Origin of the sequence: Autumnicola tepida, from assembly GCF_031846485.1 — a bacterium.
GTDB lineage: Bacteria > Bacteroidota > Bacteroidia > Flavobacteriales > Flavobacteriaceae > Autumnicola > Autumnicola tepida.
This window is the reverse complement of the sequence record NZ_JAVRHQ010000012.1, coordinates 17715-37711: the sequence shown is the minus strand read 5'-3', so window position 1 is coordinate 37711 and position 19997 is coordinate 17715. Positions and strand designations below refer to the sequence as shown.

Genomic DNA, 19997 nt, shown 5'->3' with positions numbered 1-19997 from the left:
ATGTTTAGCAGGGATAAATGGAGTGAAATAATTGAAGCTTTAAGTTCTAACTGGTTCAGGACTTTGCTTACCGCCTTTGGCGTGCTTTGGGGTATCTTTATACTGGTGATTCTTTTGGCAGCTGGGAAAGGTTTGGAAAATGGAGTAAAGCAGGGTTTTGGAGGGATGGCCACCAACAGCATGTTCATGTGGAGCCGCACAGCCTCCAGGCCTTACAAAGGAATGCCTAAAGGCAGGCAGTACAATTTTAAAATAGGCGATGTGGCCGCGCTTAAACAAAATGTGCCAAATCTTCGCTATGTCTCTCCCCGAAACCAGTTAGGAGGATTTGGAGGAGCAAACAACGTGGTAAGAGGACTAAACAGTGGTGCGTTTAATGTATATGGAGATTATCCAGATATCATTAACCAGGATCCCATGGATATTACTTCCGGCAGGTTTATTAACTATGCCGATATAGAAGACAAGCGAAAAGTTGCCATTATTGGGGAAGGAGTCCGTAAGGAATTGTATGATATTGGCGAAGAAGTAATTGGCACCTATATCAAAATTAACGGGGTAAACTTCATGGTTGTGGGAACTTACAAAACCAAGGGAAATAACAACGGAAATTCCGAGGAGGCCCAGAAGCAGATTTTTGTGCCTTTTACCGCCTTTTCCCAAGCCTTTAATATGGGGGAAACTGTTGGTTGGATGGCGATCACTGCGGAAGACGGTTCCTCTATAACTGAACTGAAATCCCAGGTATTTGATATTATAAAAACAAGGCATACCATTCACCCTGAAGATGACCGTGCTATAGGAAATTTTGATTTATATGAAGAATACAGCAAAGTAAACGGGCTGTTTATTGCGCTTAAAGGTGTGGCATATTTTGTTGGAATTCTTGTGCTGCTTTCGGGGGTGATTGGCATTAGCAACATTATGCTGATTGTGGTAAAAGAGCGTACCAATGAAATTGGCGTGCGGCGTGCCCTTGGCGCCACTCCGTGGATGATAAGGGGGCAGATCCTTATGGAATCGGTATTTCTTACCCTTATTTCCGGGATGGCAGGGATTGCCCTGGCCACCTCTGTTATCGCTATAATAAATATGCAACTGGAAGGCGTGGATACTTCAGAAATGATGTTTGCCAACCCAACGGTAAATCTGGGAGTGGTATTTACCGCCCTGGCTATTTTAATAATTTCAGGATTACTGGCGGGGCTTATTCCGGCGCAAAATGCCATTAAAGTACAACCTGTAGACGCATTAAGAACAGAATAAAAAGAAGAATAAAATAACGATCAAAAAATGAAAAAAGTTTTCACCATCATCATCCTGGCAGTAATAGCAGTTAGTTTTGTGGGAGCCCTGTATTACCTGTACCAAAAAAATCAGGAAGACCCCGTAACTTATGAAACTGAAACTCCTTCCGAACAAACCATTGTTAAAAAAACAGTGGCTACCGGTAGTATTGTGCCAAAGGAAGAAGTGCTTATCAAGCCTAATATTTCTGGAATTATCGATGAAATTTATATTGAAGCCGGGCAAAAAATTAAATCCGGGGATCTTATTGCCAAAATCAGGGTAATTCCTAATGTCTCTTCACTTCAAAGCGCGAAGGACCAGGTGGCTACGGCCAAAATTAACCTGGACAACGAACAGCAAAACTTTGATCGCCAGAAAGCACTTTTTGATAAAGGCGTGATTTCTGAAAATGATTACCAGAATGCAGAAGTAGCCTATAAAAGGGCACAACAATCTTACAAATCTGCCGAACAGAATTACGAAATCATAAAAACCGGTACCACAAGCGGCATAGGTACGGCAGCCAACACATTAATAAGATCCACTGTAGATGGAATGGTGCTGGATGTGCCTGTGAAAACAGGAAACCAGGTGATAGAAAGTAACAACTTTAATGATGGAACTACCATTGCAACCCTGGCAGATGTTGATAAAATGATTTTTGAAGGCAAGGTTGATGAAAGTGAAGTAGGAAAGATCAAGGAAGGCCTTCCGCTGGAAATTACCGTGGGTGCTATAGAAAATAAATCATTTGATGCAGTGCTGGATTATATTGCCCCAAAAGGTGTGGAGGAGAATGGTGCGATTCAGTTTGATATTAAAGGTAGCCTGCAAAAGGCCGATTCTACTTTTATTCGTGCGGGATTGAGTGCCAACGCTTCTATTATCCTGGCAAAGGCAGATAGTGTTTTGGCTATTAAGGAGGCCCTTGTTCAGTTTGATCCTAAAACGCAGCAGCCGTTTGTGGAAGTGGAAACAGGAGATCAGCAGTTTGAGCGTAAGGATCTTGAGTTAGGGGTGAGTGACGGGATAAATGTAGAGGTTAAAAACGGCATAGCAAAGGATGCCCAAATTAAGGTTTGGAATCAGTTGAAACCTGCACAGGCTTTTACGGCGAATTAAAAGGCCTTGAGTGTAACATCTTTAATTTTTAACAGACATATCTTTCACAACCAATATTATGAATAAATTTAAGCTTTTAGCCTTCCTTCTTTTTGTGAGTGTCCTTGCCAATGCCCAGGAGAAAAAATGGACCTTACAGGAATGTGTGAACAGGGCTTTAGAAAAGAATATTTCCGTAAAACAAACCGAACTGGATTTAGAGGCTGCAAAAATTGCACGGCTGGACGCTTTGGGCAATTTTATCCCTAATATTAATGCCTCAGCCAGCAATTCCTGGAATACAGGTTTAACCACAAACGTAACCACCGGAATCCTGCAAACACAAACCACCAGAAACTTTTCTGCGGGGGTTACCGCCAGTTTAACCTTGTTCGACGGACTGCGGAATTTTAAGCAGCTGCAAAGGGCGAAGCTTTCAAGGCTTGCTGCGGAATATTCCCTGGACCAGATGGAAGACGATATTACCCTTATGGTGGCAGATACCTATCTACAGGTGTTGTTTAATAAACAAACCCTTGAAGTTTTAAGGTCCCAGAATGAAGTTACCCTTGAACAAATTGAAAGAACCAGGGAGCTTGTAGATGCTGGGTCTGTGCCTCAGGGAGACCTGCTGGAAATTCTTGCCACTAATGCCGATGAAAAGCAGCAAATAATCATCGCCCGGAATAACGTGAAGATCTCCCTTATCAGCCTGGCACAAATGCTGCTGATTAAAGATTATGAAAGTTTTGATATTGTAGAACGGGATTACGATATTTTAGGAACCGAGGTTTTGGATAATTCGGTTTATGATGTTATCGATATGGCCAAGGAAGAACGGTCAGAAATAAAAATAGCTGAAGCCAACCGTGATTTAGCAGAAAAGGACGTAGAAATTGCCAAAGGGGCATACCTTCCAAGTTTTGGCGGGTTCTTCAACTATAATACCAGGGAATCCGGCGCGGGAAGAATAGTGAGTGTGGATGTAGATCCAGAGGATCCAACCCGGGAGATTGGCGTTGTGGAAGCTACCGGGGATGTGGTGGTAACTCCAAATACAGTGAGTACAATTGGGAATCCACTGCCTTTCTTTGAGCAGCTACAGCGAAACGACGGGATAAGTTATGGAGTACAACTTAATATTCCCATTTTTAACGGATGGGCTACCCGCAACCAGGTAAAGAGGAGCGAGATTGATGTGCAAAGGGCAAACTTTCAGTTAGAGCAGGCAGAGCTGGACCTCGAGGCAAATGTTTATCAGGCATACGTAGATGCGCAGGGAGCTAAGGAAGCTTATGAAGCTGCCCTTGTTGCTGTGGAAGCACAGGAGCAGGCTTACGAATATGCCACGCAGCGCTACGAAGTTGGGCTAAGCAACGCCCTGGATTTCAGCCAGGCGAAGTTGAGGTATGAAAATGCTGTAAGAGAAGTACTAAGAGCTAAATATGATTATATTTTCAATATAAAAGTTCTGGAATTATATTTTGGAGTACCGGTTTCCGAACTTAAATTTTAAAAAATGAAGAAAAAGACACTTTATATCATCATAGGAGTTGTAGTTGCCTTAATAGTTTTACTGGTTATTGGGAAAAAAGCCGGCTGGTTTGGAAAATCAGGGAATTTTAAACAGGTGGAAATTACTAACGTAGAGCCTATAGATATTACAGAAACTGTTTCTGCAACCGGAAAAATTCAGCCGGAAGTAGAGGTGAAGCTTTCTTCGGAAGTTTCCGGGGAAATAATAGAGTTACCTGTGGTTGAAGGACAAACCGTGGAAAAAGGAGATCTTTTGGTTAGGGTAAACCCAGATATATACCAGTCCAGCGTGCAAAGGGCGCAGGCAAGCCTGCAAAATATGAGGGCCAATTATGCCCAGACCCAGGCGAACCTCAAGCAGGCCACTGCTGATTATGAACGTAACAAAACCCTCTTTGAAAAAGGAGTGATTTCCAAGGCGGAATGGGACCAGGTCGTTTCCAATTATGAAATGGCTGAAGCCAGCAAGGAATCCGCTTATTACAATATGCAAAGTTCGGCTGCCACCGTTACCGAGGCACAGGACAACCTTAGCAGAACAAATATTTACGCTCCCATGACGGGTACTATTTCCAAACTGGACGCCGAACTTGGAGAGCGGGTTGTGGGAACACAGCAAATGGCCGGTACCGAAATATTAAGAGTGGCAGATTTGTCTAATATGGAGGTTGAGGTTGATGTAAATGAAAATGATATCGTAAAAGTTTCAGTGGGGGATTCTACCATTGTTGAAGTGGATGCTTATCTCGGAAAAGAATTTAAAGGCCTGGTAACAGAAATTTCCAATTCGGCCGATTCAGATTTAACTACAGACCAGGTGACAAACTTTAAAGTGAAAGTACGTATCCTGGAAGAATCCTATAAGGACCTTTTAGAAGGAAAACCTGAAAGCTATAGCCCTTTCAGGCCGGGAATGACTGCCACGGTAGATATTATTACCAATAAAAAGGAAAATGTGATTGGAGTGCCAATCAGCGCCATTGTGATAAAATCTGATACTACCGGGGCGGGTTCAGCAGATGTTGCAGGAGGCGGAGAGAAATTTGAAGCCGTATTTCTTAAAGAAGGAAGCAAAGCCCGCCTGCAACCTGTGGAAACCGGTATTCAGAATGATGCGAATATTGAAATTACCAAAGGCCTTGAGGCCGGAGATGTAGTAATAACAGGCCCCTATAATACCGTTACCAGAAGTTTGAAAGCAGGAGATGAGGTAGAAGTACAGGGAGCACCCGGAGGGGAATAAAAATTTGAATTTTGGCATTAATACTTTGTTTGGAAACAGCATCCACCAATTGCTCTGTAGCGCTTGCTAAAGATGGCGCGCTGCTCGACCTTAAGGAGGATAATGATAAAAACTATTCCCACGCTGAAAAACTGCATGTTTTTATAAAGGAAATCCTGGAAGAAAATGGGTTAAAACCGGAAGACCTGGACGCGGTGGCGGTGAGCAAAGGCCCTGGATCCTACACAGGGCTTAGAATTGGCGTGTCTGCGGCAAAAGGCTTATGTTTTTCTCTCGACATTCCGCTTATTTCCATCCCTACTTTGTACTCGCTTGCCCTTCAGGTAAAGCAAGAAACAAATTATATTGTTCCTATGCTGGATGCAAGGAGAATGGAAGTTTATTCTGCTGTTTTTGATCCCACAAAAATTCAGATCAGGGATACCAAAGCCGAGGTCCTGGAGGAAACTTCTTTTTCAGAGTATCTTGAAAAGGGAAAAATAATTTTTATTGGAAGCGGAGTGGAGAAATTTGAAAATATTTGTTCACAGGCGAATGCAAGGTATATAAAAAGCCTTCCTTCGGCCCGCGAGATGGCGAAAGCTGCCGAAAACAAATATCAAAAAAGCGACACCGAAGATGTCGCTTACTTTGAACCTTATTATTTAAAAGATTTTATAGCCGGTTAAAAAACGGGCTTTTTTATTTACTTATCCAGGGATTTTGGCTCTTTTTCCTTTTCAACCGTACCCTTCATCTTTGTCTGGTCGTAAAGATATACATCACGCTGTGGATAAGGAATAGTCATACCGGCGGCTTCCAGCCTTATTTTTCCTTCTTCAATCATATACCAGTGGATATCCCAAAAAACGCTGTTAGGAGCAAAATAGCGCACAAACAGGTTTACAGAATTGTCTCCCAATTCCCCTACAAGAATTTGCGGAGCCGGGTCTTCCAGGATGTCTTTTTGCTCTTTTACAAGGTTTTCCAGGACTTCTTTGGCCTTTTTAATATCATCATCGTAAGAAATTCCAAAGCTCAGGTTTTCCCTCCTGGTATCATTATGGCTGTAGTTGGTGATATTGTCATTACTCAATTCACCATTAGGAATTACCACCCGCTGGTTTCCAAATGTATTGATCTTGGTGTAAAAAAGGGAAATTTCCACCACACTGCCGGAAACACCCTGTGCTTCAATCCAATCCCCAATCTTAAAAGGCTTAAGCATAATTATAAGTACTCCGCCGGCAAAATTGGATAATGAACCCTGCAGTGCCAGGCCAATAGCCAAACCTGCGGCACCAATAGCGGCCACAAGGGAAGTGGTCTCTATGCCCAATTGGGAAATCACCAGGACAAAAAGCAGAATTTTAAGCCCCCAGTTAAGCAGGCTTACTATAAAGTTCTCGAGGGCAGGATCATAATTGCGGGTATCTGCAATTTTTTTGATGTATTTAATAATCACTTTGATTATCCATAGTCCCACAACCAGCAAAAGAATTGCCGCGATAAGATCAGGTAAAAAGTCTATGAATTTTTGGGTGTATTCTTTAGCATACCTTTCCCAGTCATTAAATTGCTCCATTGTTTTTGTAGATTTTCTACAAAAGGAAGATATAAATGAGAGAAATGGGAATTTTTATTGTTAATTTTTGTTAAGATTGTTTTATGTGTTCTATTTATTCTTCCACAGATGTTAATGGTAATTCACATTTGCCCTCTGAACACACATAGATTTGGTTTTTTCCCGTAGCAAAGCGTCCCTGAAGTAGCGGAAGCTGAGAATCTTTACAGGCGCCTGATACCATAACGTTGGGTAGGTAGTATTTGGCAAGTTTGTAGTTTAGTGGAATTACATCCTCCCCCATAACCACAACTTCATAAAAGGGATGAGTAAAATTCATCATGAGGTAAAGCCAGTTGGAATAGCCCCGGGGATAGCTCTTTATTTGCTCCCGTACTCCGTGAAGCATTTTTTCAGCGGTATCCCGGTACTTTTCTTTTGAAAAATGCCTGTAAAGGAGAAACAGGTTATTGGCCATAGCTGAATTGGACGCGGGGATCACATTATCTGTATTTTCAATATTGCGCGTGACAAGGGCAGGATCTTTTTCTGAAGTAAAAAAGAAAAACCCTGAATTTTTATCATGGAAATGGCTGAAGCAAAATTCAGCAAGATCATCTGCATGCTGAAGCCATTTTTCTTCCAGGGTAATTTCGTGCAGTTTAATAAATGCTTCTATGGTAAATGCATAGTCTTCCAGGTACCCGTTTATGGTACTCTGGCCCGACTTGTAATTGTGCAGAAGTTCGCCGGTTTCTTCAAGTTGATGTTTAAGAATAAATTCCGCATTGTTTAAAGCTGCCTCGAGATAGCCAGGATTTTCAAAGGCTTTGTAAGCTTCAGCATAAGCCGAAAGCATTAATGCATTCCACGAAGTGAGGCTTTTATCGTCCAGTCCTGGTTTAACCCTTTTTTGGCGTTGCTCCCTCAATTGTTCTTGCCATTCACTATGTTTTTCTACGATTTCCGCTTCAGAAAAGTCTAATTCATCAGCCAATTGTTTTGTATCCTTAGTTCTAATGAGCACATATTTATCATCTTCCCACTTTCCGTAGTCATTAATATTATAAAATTTTGCAAAAGTGGAAAATTCCTGGCCCAGGACCGATTTCAATTCTTCCTTTGTCCACACATAATAGGCTCCTTCTTCAGAATTACCATTTTCATCTAAACTATCTGCGTCCAGGGCCGAATAGAATGCGCCGGAAATATCGGTAAGTTCATTTTTTATGAAGTTCAGGGTTTGATGAACCACCACTTCGTACCATTCATCCCTGGTTAATTTATAGGCCTGGCTGTAGAGGTTAATCAGCTGCGCATTATCATAAAGCATTTTTTCAAAATGTGGAACATGCCATTTCTCATCTACCGAATAGCGTGAAAATCCCCCCTCCAGGTGATCATAAATGCCTCCATAGGATATTTTTTTTAGCGTAAATTGAACATAATCCATCAATTCCTGATCTTCTTCCTGGAAAGCATAACGCATTAAAAATTGTATGCTGTTGGGCATCATAAATTTTGGGGCGCCTTTGGGACCGCCATTTTTGAGGTCAAAGTTTTTTCTCCAGCCATCAACAACTTCTCTAAGGAAATCCCTGCTAAACTCCGCATTTTTTTCTGGCACGTTTATTAGCTGCAACTGCTGAAGACCTTCTTTTAAACGTTCGGCATAATCAAAAAGTTGCTCCGGCTTCTCTTCATATAGCCGGGAAATTTGAGTTAAAGCTTCTTTCCATTGCTCTTTTCTAAAGTAAGTACCTCCCCAAACAGGGCGGCCATCCGGAAGTGCGACTATATTCATTGGCCAACCGCCACTGCCGGTCATAATCTGTATCGCATTCATATAAACCTGGTCTACATCAGGCCGTTCCTCTCGGTCCACTTTTATGTTGATGTAATGCCTGTTCATTACTTCAGCCACAGTCTCATCTTCAAAGCTTTCATGTTCCATAACATGGCACCAGTGGCAGGCAGAATAACCAACGCTTATTAAAAGGAGCTTGTTTTCTTCTTCTGCCGCGGCCAGGGACTTATCATTCCATGCCCTCCAGTTTACAGGGTTATGGGCATGCTGTAGAAGATATGGGCTGGTTTCTTCAATTAACTGGTTGGTATATTTTGGGCTTTCAGAATTCATAAAAAGGAATATAAAAAACGCTCCCAAATAAAGGATATAGGGGAGCGCTCAGGTTAAAAATACTCTTGATCTAATCTACCTCAAAGGTGATTTTTACATTCACCCGGTAATCCACCAGGTTTTCACCTTCCACATTGGCGGTTTGTTCTTTTATATAAACAGATTTGATATTTTTAACGGATTTTGCTGCCTGCCTTACAGCATTTTTTGCGGCTTCTTCCCAGCTTTTATCGGAATTTGCCATTACTTCAATTACCTTTAGTATAGCCATAATTTAATATATTTTAATGGTTAATAATTTATAAGCCCTAAGAAGTTACGAAATATGCATTTGTTTGCTTGTTAAAGTTTTAATAACCTTTGTTCAGGAAAATATTGCTAAAAAAGATTCACTTTTGCTGGTTGAAAACAAAGTAGGTATATGGAGGATGTGTACATCGTAATGCTGGTGGCATTATTGGCCCTGGCTATTACAGATCTGGTTGTTGGGGTAAGTAACGATGCTATCAATTTTTTGAATTCGGCTATAGGTTCAAAGGCTGTTTCCATGCGAACCATTTTTATAGTTGCCAGCCTTGGGGTGGCTGTTGGGGCCATTTTTTCCAGCGGATTAATGGAAGTGGCCAGGAAAGGGATTTTTATGCCCGGCCAGTTCTATTTTGAAGAGATTATGATCATATTTATGGCAGTAATGATCACCGATGTTTTACTGCTGGATTTCTTCAATTCCCTGGGACTTCCCACCTCTACCACCGTTTCCATTGTTTTTGAACTTTTAGGTGCAGCCGTATGTATTGCGGCAATAAAAATCTTTGCAGATTCGGGCAGCCTTGCCGGTTTAACCAGCTATATTAATACTGCAAAGGCCACAGAAATTATCCTGGGGATATTCCTGGCGGTCTTTATCGCTTTTGTTGTTGGAGCGATTGTGCAATACGTTTCCCGGTTTATTTTTTCTTTTCAGTATGAGAAGAAAATAAAATATGTTGGGGCCATTTTTGGAGGAGTTTCCTTAACCGCTATTTTGTACTTTATCCTGATAAAAGGCTTGAAGAGCGTTTCCTTTATTTCTGATGGTACCCTGGATTTTATAAATGAAAATACTTTGCTGATTCTGCTGGGCGGATTAGTTTTTTTTACCCTGCTTTCGCAGGTTTTAATGAGTTTTTTAAAGCTTAATATTCTACGGATTATTATTGTTGTTGGAACCTTTGCCCTTGCACTGGCCTTTGCCGGGAACGATCTTGTGAATTTTATTGGGGTGCCCATAGCGGCATGGCAATCATTTGAGATCTGGCAGGCGAGCTACCAGGCCAGCGGAACACTGCCTTCAGAGCTGCTCATGACAGACCTTTCGGGAGAAGTTGCCACTCCTTCTTTTCTCCTTGTGTTGGCTGGGGTGGTGATGGTTGCAACTATCTGGTTTTCCAGCAAAGCCCGGGCAGTTGTAGATACAGGAATAAATCTTGCCAGGCAGGGAGATGGTGTGGAGCGCTTTGAACCAAATTTTCTTTCCAGGAGTATTGTGAGGTATTCCGTTATTTTTGGAAATGCTTTTTCCAGTATTTTACCAGCTCCTCTAAAAAACAGGATAGATAACAAATTCGATAAGCCTGCCACCCCCAGCCGAAGTAAACGTATTGATGCCCCCGCTTTTGACATGGTTAGGGCTTCTGTAAACCTGGTCGTGGCCAGCGTCCTCATTTCTATTGGTACAAGCCTTAAACTGCCTTTATCTACCACTTACGTAACCTTTATGGTAGCTATGGGTAGCTCGCTTTCAGACAGGGCGTGGGACCGGGAAAGCGCGGTTTATCGTGTTGCCGGCGTGCTCAACGTTATTGGCGGGTGGTTTGTTACGGCTTTAGTGGCATTTTCAGCAGCGGCAATCTTTGCGGCCATTATTTACTACGGCGGGGTTATAGCGCTGGCGGTATTAATTTTGGTAGCAGTTATCCTGGTGGTGAGAAGCGGCATTCTTCATTCCAGGAAAACCCGGGAAGAACAGAGCAAAAAGCGATATAACCGTGCAGATATTATTACTATAAATGAGATTACTGTAGAAACTTCAGAAAATATTTCCAGCGTAATAGGCGGGGTGAATAAAATGTTTACCAAAACAGTCGACAACCTGGGCTATCATGATTTAAGCAAGCTTAAAAAGAACAACAAAGCCATCAAGAAACTGGAGGACGAAATTGATGAATTAAAAGGCAATATTTTTTATTTCATCAAATCTCTGGACGACGATTCAGTGGAAGCCAGTAAATTTTACATTTTAATCCTGGATTATCTTCAGGATATGGTGCAGTCTATAAGTTTTATTACGCGAAATAGTTATAACCATGTGCATAATAACCATAAAAACCTGAAATTTAACCAAATTAGGGATCTTAAGAAGGTTGATGAAAGAATGCAGGTATTATTTGATGATATTGAGGACACTTTCAATAATCATGAATTTGGACAGATTGATCGCATACTTTCCGAAAAACAGGAGTTACTGGATTATGTATCTGAACTAATCCAGAAACAGATAAACCGGATACGGACTTCAGAAACCAGCCCAAAAAATACAAAATTATATTTTGGGTTATTGCTGGAAACCAAAGATCTTATTGGTTCCACAATGAGCCTGTTGCAGCTTTTTCAGGAATTTTATGCTGACGCGAAAAGCACCATATAAATGGCTGTGGAAGCCATAAGCGATTATCCGTTGATGGCTTCCACAGTTTGTACTTTATCCCTGAGCATATCCCTTAGCATGGTTTCTATCCCGTTCTTAAGAGTCATGGTAGAAGAAGGACAACCACTGCAGGCGCCCTGAAGTATTACTTTTACCATTTTATTATCAGGATCGTAAGAATCGAAGAGAATATTGCCGCCATCGCTGGCCACCGCAGGTTTAATGTATTCATCCAGGATAGCCATTATTTCCCGGGAGGTGTCATCTATCTTGTTAATATCAACCTTAGTTTCGGCAGATTTTTGCTCTTCTTCTTTTTTGGTTGCTGCTACTCTTACCGCTTCCGCAGAAATCACCTCATTGCCTTCCTGTAAGAAATTGGTAATAAATTCCCTTAGTTCCATGGCTACATCATCCCATTGCGCGATGTCATATTTTTGTATGGAAACATAATTTTCATCAATAAAGATTTCTTTTACAAAGGGGAAATGAAAAAGCTTTTGGGCAAGCGGGGCATCTTTGGCTTCATCAATATTTTTAAATTCCGCCGGATTGATCACCAGTTTCTTATTGGTCACAAATTTTAAAACCGCGGGATTGGGCGTACTTTCAGCATAAACCGTAACGGGGATATTCTTAGGTTTTTCTTCTTTGGATTTTATGATTTCTCCACCAGAATTCAGATAATTTTCAATTTGCTCAGCCACTTCTTTTTCAACTTCGGGCCACGCGACAATATCATATTTCTCAACAGCTATGAAATTTTGAGCTATATAAACCGTTTTCACAAAAGGCAGGTAAAATAATTGTTTTGCTAAAGGGGAATCGGCAGCTTCATCTATGTTTTTGAATTCATAGCTTTCATGGCGTGTTAGAAACTTATTAGCTTCAAACTTTACTATAGCTGGCTGATTGGTATGCTGAATATTAATATTGAAGTTACTCATGGCTAAATTTTTGGCAAAAATACTAAAGAAAAGTTACCTAATCTATATATTTACATCACATATGGGGACTCAATATTTTTTAGGCTGCCGGGCGGCAGCAGGTTTTTCTTTTCTTGGTTTTAAAGCATTTACAATTCGGTTAATTTTTTTTCTGATAATGTTCAATTTTGTGCTTCCGGTAGATGCACAGGAAGTTATTCCTACTTATTCAGATTATCTTACTGATAATCTTTATTTGCTGCATCCCTCTATGGCAGGAGCCGCAAATACTAACCAGATAAGGCTTACCGCAAGGCAACAATGGTTTGAGGTGGAAGATGCGCCAAGCTTACAAACTTTAAGCGTAAATGGCAGAGTGGGGGATAAGGTTGGATTAGGTGGAATACTTTTTAATGACAGTAATGGAAATTACTCAAAAAGCGGCGCCTATGCCACTTTTGCCTATCATCTTATGTTCTCCAGGAATGCCGTAAATCTAAACCAGTTATCCTTTGGTGTTAGCGCGGGAATTGTTCAACACCGGCTGGATGTAAGCAATTTTAGCCAGTATGATCCTTTAATAGGCGGAAATGAATCCGATTTCTATGCAAATATGGATCTGGGTGTTTCTTATTATCTTATGAATTTTTACGCTCATTTTGCAGCCAAAAATATTCTTTCCGTAAAACGGGATCTGTTTTATTCTGATGCAGTGCCCAGTAACCAGCGTAAATATCTTTTCTCCGCAGGATACGTTTTTGAAGATATCAGGCCATCCTGGAGCCTGGAACCTTCACTTTTATTCCAGTTAAGGGAGCAGACCGCTGAAAAATCCATTGATATTAACCTGAAGGCATATAAAGAAGTTAATTTTGGGCAGGCCTGGGGTGGGATTTCCTACCGGAACAGCTTTGAAGGTGCCGAATATACTACTAACGGAACTGAAGTTAAAAGCCAGAGATTAAGCTATATTACGCCTTTTGTAGGGGTAAATTACAAGCGTTTCCTGGTTGGATATACTTTTAGCTATCAACTGAATTCCCTGGTATTGAGCAATAATGGTTTTCATCAGATTACTCTTGGTTATAACTTTGGTGAAAACAGGAAACCTTATGACTGTAAGTGCCCTGCGGTGAATAACTAAAAATCCTGGAAATTAACCGCATATTTATTTCCTTCAGAATCAATAATATCCTCTAGAATGGCGGGATTTTTATTGCTGAAGAATTGCGGCTCTGGAAAATCTGTCGTAGTATTCAATAGGTTATTCTTTTCCAGAACAGCTTTTGTCTGCCTTGCCACTGCTTCCCCGGAATCTATAATATGAACATCTGCCGGAAGGATTTTCTTAAGGACTGGGATGAGGTAAGGATAATGACTGCAGCCCAGCACAAGGTGATCTATCTTCTTTAGCAGCATGGGTTGTAACAGTCGTTGCAATAGCTTTTCTGTTTCCACAGAATCTTTTTTTCCTCCTTCAATAAGTTCCACCAGGCCATTTCCTTCTACTTCTATTACATCAATGTCATTGGCATATAAACCTGAAGTCTGTGAGAAAAGCGCGCTGCTCAAAGTACCTTTTGTGGCAAGTATGCCTATAGCTTTGGATTTAGAATTAAGAGCAGCGGGCTTTATAGCAGGTTCTATGCCTATAAAAGGGAGGCTATAACTGGCTCTCAGTTCACGAATGGCATTTGTGGTGGCGGTATTACATGCTACTATAATAATTTTACAGCCAAGGGAAAGGAGGTATTCAGTATTTTTAAAACTAAGCTGCCTAATCTCTTCTACCGGTTTTTCACCATAAGGAGCATTGGTACTATCTGCCAGGTAAATTGTTTTTTCATGTGGAAGAAGTTGATTAACCTCTTTCCAGATAGAAGTGCCGCCTACACCAGAGTCAAAAATACCTATTGGGTGAATACTCATAACTGCAAAAATAAAAACTGCGCGGTATTAGCGCGCAGTTTTTGTAGTTATTAATAAATGGGGAGAATTAAATTCCTAATTCCTTCTTTACATCTGGCATAAGATCATATCCATCTGCAAGAATAACACCTGTTCCAGTAGTTGAGTCAAGAACATAATCGTAACCTTTGGCTCTTGCTACTTTTTGAATAGCCTGACGGGCTTTTTCAATAATTGGGGCAATAAGGTCACTTTGCTTTTTCTGAAGTTCCTGCCTTGCTTTCTGGCTGTGTTCCTGGATTCTTCTTTGAGTCATTTGCATTTCCTGAGAACGCTTCTGGTTCTCTTCATCGGTCACAGTTTCCACTTCTGACTGGTAACGTTGCATTGTTTTTTGAGCTTCAGTCAACATATCATTGATTTCAGCATCATAGGTTTTCTCCAGTTTTTCAAGCTGAGTCATAGCATCATTATATGCGGGCATAGACTCTACCAGTTCCTGAGTCGCAATATGAGCAACTTTGGTTTGGGCATTAGTAAAAGCGGTAGCTCCCAGGGTCAATGCTAAAGCTATAAAAAGTGTTCTGAATTGTTTCATTTTCAATTGTTATTAAGTGTTAAGTATTTAAGGTTTAAATTTTAATTTATAGTGTCTTTTCGTGCTCTTATAGCTCTTATGGAATCTATACGGCGCTGGCGTTCCTCAATTATCTTTGCACGCCGGGCTTCAAGTTCCTTTTGTTTGGCTGCTTTTATAGAATCCCGCTGTCTTTGTCTTTCGGCCAGTAGCGCTTCCCTTTCATTTCTTTTTTCCTGTACTTCCTGGTTTTCTTCAGCTATTTTGGCATCCTGCTCCACAGTTCGGTTTTCTTCTGCTTCCAAAGCTTGCCGCCCTTCGCGGGAATCGATTTGCCTCCTGTTGGCTGCGCGGTTTATACTTCTTAAAACCTGGTCGCTAATATCATATTGCCTGTCGGCATAGATCATTCCATTATTGGCAGTCCGGTCAAAAACCATGTCCAGATTCCTGTTTTCAGATATTTCCTGAACCGCAGTAAACACCTGATCCTGGATTGGCCTTATAAGCTGTTTCTTCTGAATCATGTAATCACCATTGGGGCCAAACCTTTTTTGCTGGTAATCCAGTGCCTGCTCTTCCTGGTAAGCAATTTCTTCTTCCCTTTCCTCAATCAGTTCTTTGGTCAAAAGTGCCCTTTCGTTTTCTAACTGATTTTTCATGTCCTCAATTGCGCGTTTCTTTTCTTCAACTTCCTTTCTCCATTCCTGGACTTTTGCGTCTAATTGCGACGAAGCCTGCTGATATTGAGGTACATTTTCCAGTATATATTCCATATCTACGTAACCAACCCTAAAAGATTTTTGCGCCGTGGCACTCCATCCAAAAATTGCGGTTAGAAATGTAAATATTAAAATTTTACCTTTCATATTTCGAATATAGAAAATACCGTGCCAAATTAAAATTGCTGGTTCAGGATAAAGTGGGTTTCCCATCCATTAGGCCCTGGTTGGCCTACAATTGGATCAAATCCATATCCAAAGTCAATTCCCAATAATCCAAACATCGGCATAAAAATCCTTATTCCGGCCCCGGCCGATCTGTTAAGCTGAAATGGGTTAAAATCCCTGAAATTGTCATAAGAAGCTCCTCCTTCTAAAAAGGACAATGCATAGATAGACGCCGATTGTTTAAGAGTAATCGGGAACCGTAGTTCCAGGGAATATTTGTTGTAGATCGTTGCCCCGTCATCGGTCGCTCCTGTAGCCCTGTCTATTGGCACAACAGACTGGTTTGGATAACCTCTTAACTGGATGGTTTCCCTACCGTCAAGACTGTAAGCGCCAAGGCCGTCTCCTCCAAGGTAAAAACGTTCAAAAGGAGGCACGCCACGATCATTATTATAAGCACCAAGGAAACCATATTCGGCGTTGGTGCGAAGCACAAGATTTTTATTGGTGCCGAAATTTGCTAAAGTAGTGTACCAGGTTCCGTTGAATTTCACCTTATAGAATTCAAGCCACTTGAATTTTTCCTGGTCTATTTTACTCTGGTCCGGAACTGCATTTTCCGGGCTTACCCTTGCCCCGGTTTGGTCAATAAGATTACCGTTTTCGTCTTCCAGTTGGAATTCCCTTTGCTCTCCTAAATTTTCATAATCAACTCCATTCCACAAGGAGTAAGGAGGTGTAAATTTGGCAGTTAAACGAAATTGAGAACCTCCTATTGGGAATACAGGATTGGTATAAGTATTATCCCTCGTTAAGCCAAAGGTGTAGGTAAGGTTGTTAGAATAACCGTCTCCAAAAGTAAACAATCCGGTGTTGTAATTATTAAGTTCATATCTCTGGAAACCAACGGCGTGGGATACAGTCATGTACCTGTCTGGTACGCTAAGGCGCTTTGCCAGTCCCACGCTTACTCCAAGGATATCAAAACTCCGGTCTTTGTCAGCTTCCCTGTTTACATAATCAAAAAGGAATTGGCGGGTGTAGCTAAAGGAAGTTGAAAAACTGACTGGTTTTACGCCTCCCAGCCAGGGTTCGCGAAAAGAAAGGCTGTAAGTTTGGTAATATGTACTGGCCTGCGCTCTTAAAGACAGGCTTTGCCCGTCTCCCATAGGCACGGGTCTGTAAGCGTCTTTATCAAAAATTCCGCTTAAAGAGAAGTTATTAAAAGATAGGCCCAGGGTACCAATAAAGCCACCTCCACCGTAACCTCCCTGCAGCTCAATCTGGCTCGCGCCCGATTCCACTACAGAATATTCCAGGTCCAGTGTCCCTGTATTTGGATTTGGATCTATAAACTGTGGTTCCAGTTGTTCCGCGTCAAAAAAGCCAAGCTGGCCTAATTCCCTTATAGTGGCAATAACATTGGCTTTGCTGTATTTCTGGCCGGGCTTGGTCAGCAGTTCCCTGTAAATCACATGATCTTTTGTACGGTCATTTCCGGTTACGCGGATTTCATCAAAATAAGCTTCTTTTCCTTCGGTGATCCTTACTTCAAAATCTATGGTATCATTTTCAACATTGGTTTCCACCAGGTTAATATTAGAGAAAAGATAGCCGTTGTTCTGGTAAAGGTTGGTTAAATCCTGTGCATCAGGTTTGGTGTTGTCCATTATCCTTTTATCCAGCAATACTCCGTTATAAACATCTCCTTTTTTTATTCCGAAGATCCTTGCCAGCTGTTCATCGGTATAAACGCTGTTTCCTATAAATTCAATGTCACCTATGTAATAGCGATCTCCTTCTTCAACTTCAAGTTCCAGGGCAATGTCTCCATCATCTTTTTTAATAAGCGTGTCTGAAACAATTCTGGCGTCCCTGAAACCACTTTCTTTATATTTATCTATCACAGAAACCTTGTCTTCCTGGTAATCGTCCCTTACGAATTTTGACCTTTTCCAGAAGCGGAATAAATTCTTCTGTTTGGTGTTTTTCATATTGCGCCTTAGCTTGGCGTCTGAAAATTCTTCGTTTCCTGTAAACTCAATTTCATCTATTTTTACCCGGTCCCCCCGGTCTACATTCACTACCATATTCACCTTGTTTGCATTGGTGCTGTCTTCAACAGGAATGGTGTTTATGGCTACCTTTGTATTTAAATAACCTTCTTTTTTGTACTTATTTTCTATGTAGTTTTTGGTAGTGGTAACAAGATTCTCGGTGACCTTGGTGCCGGTGGTAAGGTTGTTTTCTGAAACGAGTTCTTCCTTTTCCCTTTTCTTTTTAATCCCCTGGATGCGGGCATTGGCCAATTGTGGAACTTCCTGAACTTCAAGTTCAAGATCTGCAACATTTCCTTCAACATTGGTGATGTAAAAATTGATATCGCTAAAGCTGCCGATATCCCAAAGCTTTTGTACAATTTTACTTAAGCGCTGCCCGGGGATATAAATTTCTTCCCCTTCCCTTAGGCCGGTGTAAGCGATGATGGTCTGCTCGTTAAAAGAGGTGTTTCCGGTAACTGTTATATCGCCAATTACATATTTTTCGCCATTGGCAAGAGGTAAATCCTGAGCTTGTGTGGGTATGCTGAGTGTAAAAATGAATGCTAAAAGAGCCAGGGCCCTGTTTATGGTGAATGCATTAACCGAGTTGCTCACTAGTTTTTCCAAATCTTCGTTCTCTGTTTTGATAATTGTAAATGGCTTCAAAAAGGTTTTCTTTTCTAAAATCTGGCCATAAAATGCTTGTAAAATATAATTCGGCATAAGCAATTTGCCATAGCAGGAAATTGCTTATACGCTGCTCCCCGCTTGTTCTAATTAGCAGATCCACATCTGGTAAATTGCGGGTGTAAAGATGCTCATTAATAACCGATTCATCAATAGCATCAATAGATAATTCCTTATTTTTAACTTTATCGCTAATGGATTTAACGCAATGGGTTAACTCTTCCCGGGACCCGTAGCTTAGCGCAAGGGTAAGCACCATCCTTTTATTGGAAGCTGTTTTTTCTATGACTTCTTTCAGTTCTTTCCGGGCTTTCTTCGGAAGGGTTTCCAGGTTACCTATCGCGTTCAGGCGGATATTATTGTCCTGAAGGGTCTTTATTTCTTTCCGCAGGGAAGATACCAGGAGCCTCATTAGGGTGTCCACCTCCAGCTTAGGGCGGTTCCAGTTTTCAGTAGAAAAGGCGTAAAGGCTAAGGTTTTCAACTCCTATCTCGGCACAACCTTCTACCACATCCCTTACCGCGGTAGTGCCTTCTTCATGTCCTACAGCTCTAAGAAACCCTTTTTGTTTGGCCCAACGACCATTACCATCCATGATCACAGCAATGTGCCTGGGTAATTTTTTGGTGTTTATTTTCTCTTTAAAGGCCATCTATAAATTGCAATAACAAGGTTTTCTTCCAAAGTTAAATGTCAGGCTTACACCTGTAAAAACGTACCAATCTGAGGTATTCCTGTTCCCAAATTCAATAGGAGGATCTCTTCTTCCCAATAATTCTTCCGGCCAGCTGCCGTCCAGGTTGTCTGTAAAGGTATAGCGTGCACCAATTTCTAATGCTCCCACAATATGTTCAGTGATGGTTTCTTTATAGCCGAACACCATGGGAATGGCAAATTCCCAGTTCGAACCTTCATTTACAAGGTTGCCTGCGCGGCCGTTTTTAAGGTACATATGGTCGGCCCTAAAATAGGTTAGACCGGTATAGATATATGGGGAATTTTGAGGTGTCCCTGCATGAAGATCAAATTCGAAGAAGTTAAATTCTATTCCCAAAGAAGCTTCCGCAATGGAATTTTCAAAAGAATAACCACGCTGTTGTCTCCTGGTGTCGTTAGAATTGGCATCATCTGCGGCTATTTGTGCATATAACAGGGAGAGTCTCCAGGAATGCCTGGGGCTTCTGTTCCATTTAAATAATGCTCCTCCTACCAAAGTGTTGGGATTTATAAAGTTAGATTTCCCTACATCTCCTATGTAATTGGCACCACCAATAAAGGGCCCAACCTCAAAAGTTTGGGAATAGGAGGTGGTGGCAATTACCATAAAGACAAAAGCAAGTAGGTGCTTCATAGGTTTTTAAAAGTTTGCAAATATAACAATTATGTTTGCTCCACAATAATTTGAGCATTTTTGTACATAGTCATTAA

Annotated in this window: 17 protein-coding genes; 7 read left to right on the top strand and 10 right to left on the bottom strand. The window is 41.3% G+C overall.

The window, feature by feature from the left end:
* The 5 genes from RM553_RS10960 to tsaB are packed head-to-tail and all read left to right on the top strand — an operon-like array spanning position 1 to position 5838.
* On the top strand, positions 1–1266 hold the full coding sequence (locus RM553_RS10960) for an ABC transporter permease (protein WP_311534970.1): 1266 nt from the start codon (positions 1–3) through the stop codon (positions 1264–1266).
* Between the two features lie 27 nt (positions 1267–1293).
* Positions 1294–2412 carry an efflux RND transporter periplasmic adaptor subunit gene (locus RM553_RS10955; RefSeq protein WP_311534969.1) on the top strand — a complete coding sequence of 373 codons (1119 nt, stop codon included), beginning with the start codon at positions 1294–1296 and terminating at the stop codon, positions 2410–2412.
* 58 nt (positions 2413–2470) lie between these two features.
* Positions 2471–3907, top strand: a complete 1437-nt coding sequence (locus tag RM553_RS10950; RefSeq protein WP_311534968.1) for a TolC family protein — start codon at positions 2471–2473, stop codon at positions 3905–3907.
* A gap of 3 nt (positions 3908–3910) precedes the next feature.
* Positions 3911–5170 (top strand): efflux RND transporter periplasmic adaptor subunit, encoded by a 1260-nt coding sequence (locus RM553_RS10945; RefSeq protein ID WP_311534967.1) that lies wholly within the window; start codon positions 3911–3913, stop codon positions 5168–5170.
* 11 nt (positions 5171–5181) lie between these two features.
* Positions 5182–5838 carry a tRNA (adenosine(37)-N6)-threonylcarbamoyltransferase complex dimerization subunit type 1 TsaB gene (gene tsaB / locus RM553_RS10940; protein ID WP_311534966.1) on the top strand — a complete coding sequence of 219 codons (657 nt, stop codon included), beginning with the start codon at positions 5182–5184 and terminating at the stop codon, positions 5836–5838.
* 17 nt (positions 5839–5855) lie between these two features.
* Here the strand turns inward: tsaB and RM553_RS10935 are convergent, their stop codons facing one another.
* The 3 genes from RM553_RS10935 to RM553_RS10925 all read right to left on the bottom strand — a co-directional run bounded on the left by RM553_RS10935 (position 5856) and on the right by RM553_RS10925 (position 9124).
* The gene (locus RM553_RS10935; RefSeq protein WP_311534965.1) at positions 5856–6734 is read right to left on the bottom strand and encodes a mechanosensitive ion channel family protein; all 879 of its coding nucleotides are present in this window, start codon (positions 6732–6734) and stop codon (positions 5856–5858) included.
* Positions 6735–6828: 94 nt separating this feature from the next.
* Complete coding sequence (locus RM553_RS10930) at positions 6829–8853, bottom strand: thioredoxin domain-containing protein (RefSeq protein WP_311534964.1); 2025 nt, start codon at positions 8851–8853, stop codon at positions 6829–6831.
* A 70-nt stretch (positions 8854–8923) separates the two neighbouring features.
* Positions 8924–9124: a dodecin family protein gene (locus RM553_RS10925; RefSeq protein WP_311534963.1), complete on the bottom strand. Its 201-nt coding sequence runs from the start codon at positions 9122–9124 to the stop codon at positions 8924–8926.
* Between the two features lie 150 nt (positions 9125–9274).
* On the opposite strand from RM553_RS10925, the gene RM553_RS10920 reads away from it, so the two are divergent.
* The gene (locus RM553_RS10920) at positions 9275–11539 is read left to right on the top strand and encodes an inorganic phosphate transporter (RefSeq protein WP_311534962.1); all 2265 of its coding nucleotides are present in this window, start codon (positions 9275–9277) and stop codon (positions 11537–11539) included.
* Between the two features lie 23 nt (positions 11540–11562).
* On the opposite strand, the gene RM553_RS10915 is transcribed toward RM553_RS10920, so the two are convergent.
* Entirely contained in the window at positions 11563–12486 is a 924-nt protein-coding gene (locus tag RM553_RS10915) for a NifU family protein (protein WP_311534961.1), read from the bottom strand.
* A 61-nt stretch (positions 12487–12547) separates the two neighbouring features.
* Between RM553_RS10915 and RM553_RS10910 the strand changes: the two genes are divergently transcribed.
* Positions 12548–13609, top strand: a complete 1062-nt coding sequence (locus RM553_RS10910; RefSeq protein ID WP_432271459.1) for a PorP/SprF family type IX secretion system membrane protein — start codon at positions 12548–12550, stop codon at positions 13607–13609.
* Here RM553_RS10910 and murI read toward each other — a convergent pair.
* The 6 genes from murI to porG form a co-directional block, all read right to left on the bottom strand.
* Positions 13606–14394, bottom strand: a complete 789-nt coding sequence (gene murI, locus RM553_RS10905) for a glutamate racemase (RefSeq protein ID WP_311534960.1) — start codon at positions 14392–14394, stop codon at positions 13606–13608. The genes RM553_RS10910 and murI overlap by 4 nt on opposite strands.
* Before the next feature lie 67 nt (positions 14395–14461).
* Positions 14462–14971: an OmpH/Skp family outer membrane protein gene (locus RM553_RS10900; RefSeq protein WP_311534959.1), complete on the bottom strand. Its 510-nt coding sequence runs from the start codon at positions 14969–14971 to the stop codon at positions 14462–14464.
* Between the two features lie 41 nt (positions 14972–15012).
* Positions 15013–15819, bottom strand: a complete 807-nt coding sequence (locus RM553_RS10895; RefSeq protein ID WP_311534958.1) for an OmpH/Skp family outer membrane protein — start codon at positions 15817–15819, stop codon at positions 15013–15015.
* Between the two features lie 29 nt (positions 15820–15848).
* The gene (locus RM553_RS10890) at positions 15849–18509 is read right to left on the bottom strand and encodes a BamA/OMP85 family outer membrane protein (RefSeq protein ID WP_311534957.1); all 2661 of its coding nucleotides are present in this window, start codon (positions 18507–18509) and stop codon (positions 15849–15851) included.
* Positions 18481–19221, bottom strand: a complete 741-nt coding sequence (uppS, locus tag RM553_RS10885; protein WP_311534956.1) for an undecaprenyl pyrophosphate synthase — start codon at positions 19219–19221, stop codon at positions 18481–18483. Before uppS ends, RM553_RS10890 begins: the two co-directional genes overlap by 29 nt.
* Positions 19222–19920: a type IX secretion system protein PorG gene (gene porG, locus RM553_RS10880; protein ID WP_311534955.1), complete on the bottom strand. Its 699-nt coding sequence runs from the start codon at positions 19918–19920 to the stop codon at positions 19222–19224.
* Positions 19921–19997 lie beyond the last annotated feature (77 nt).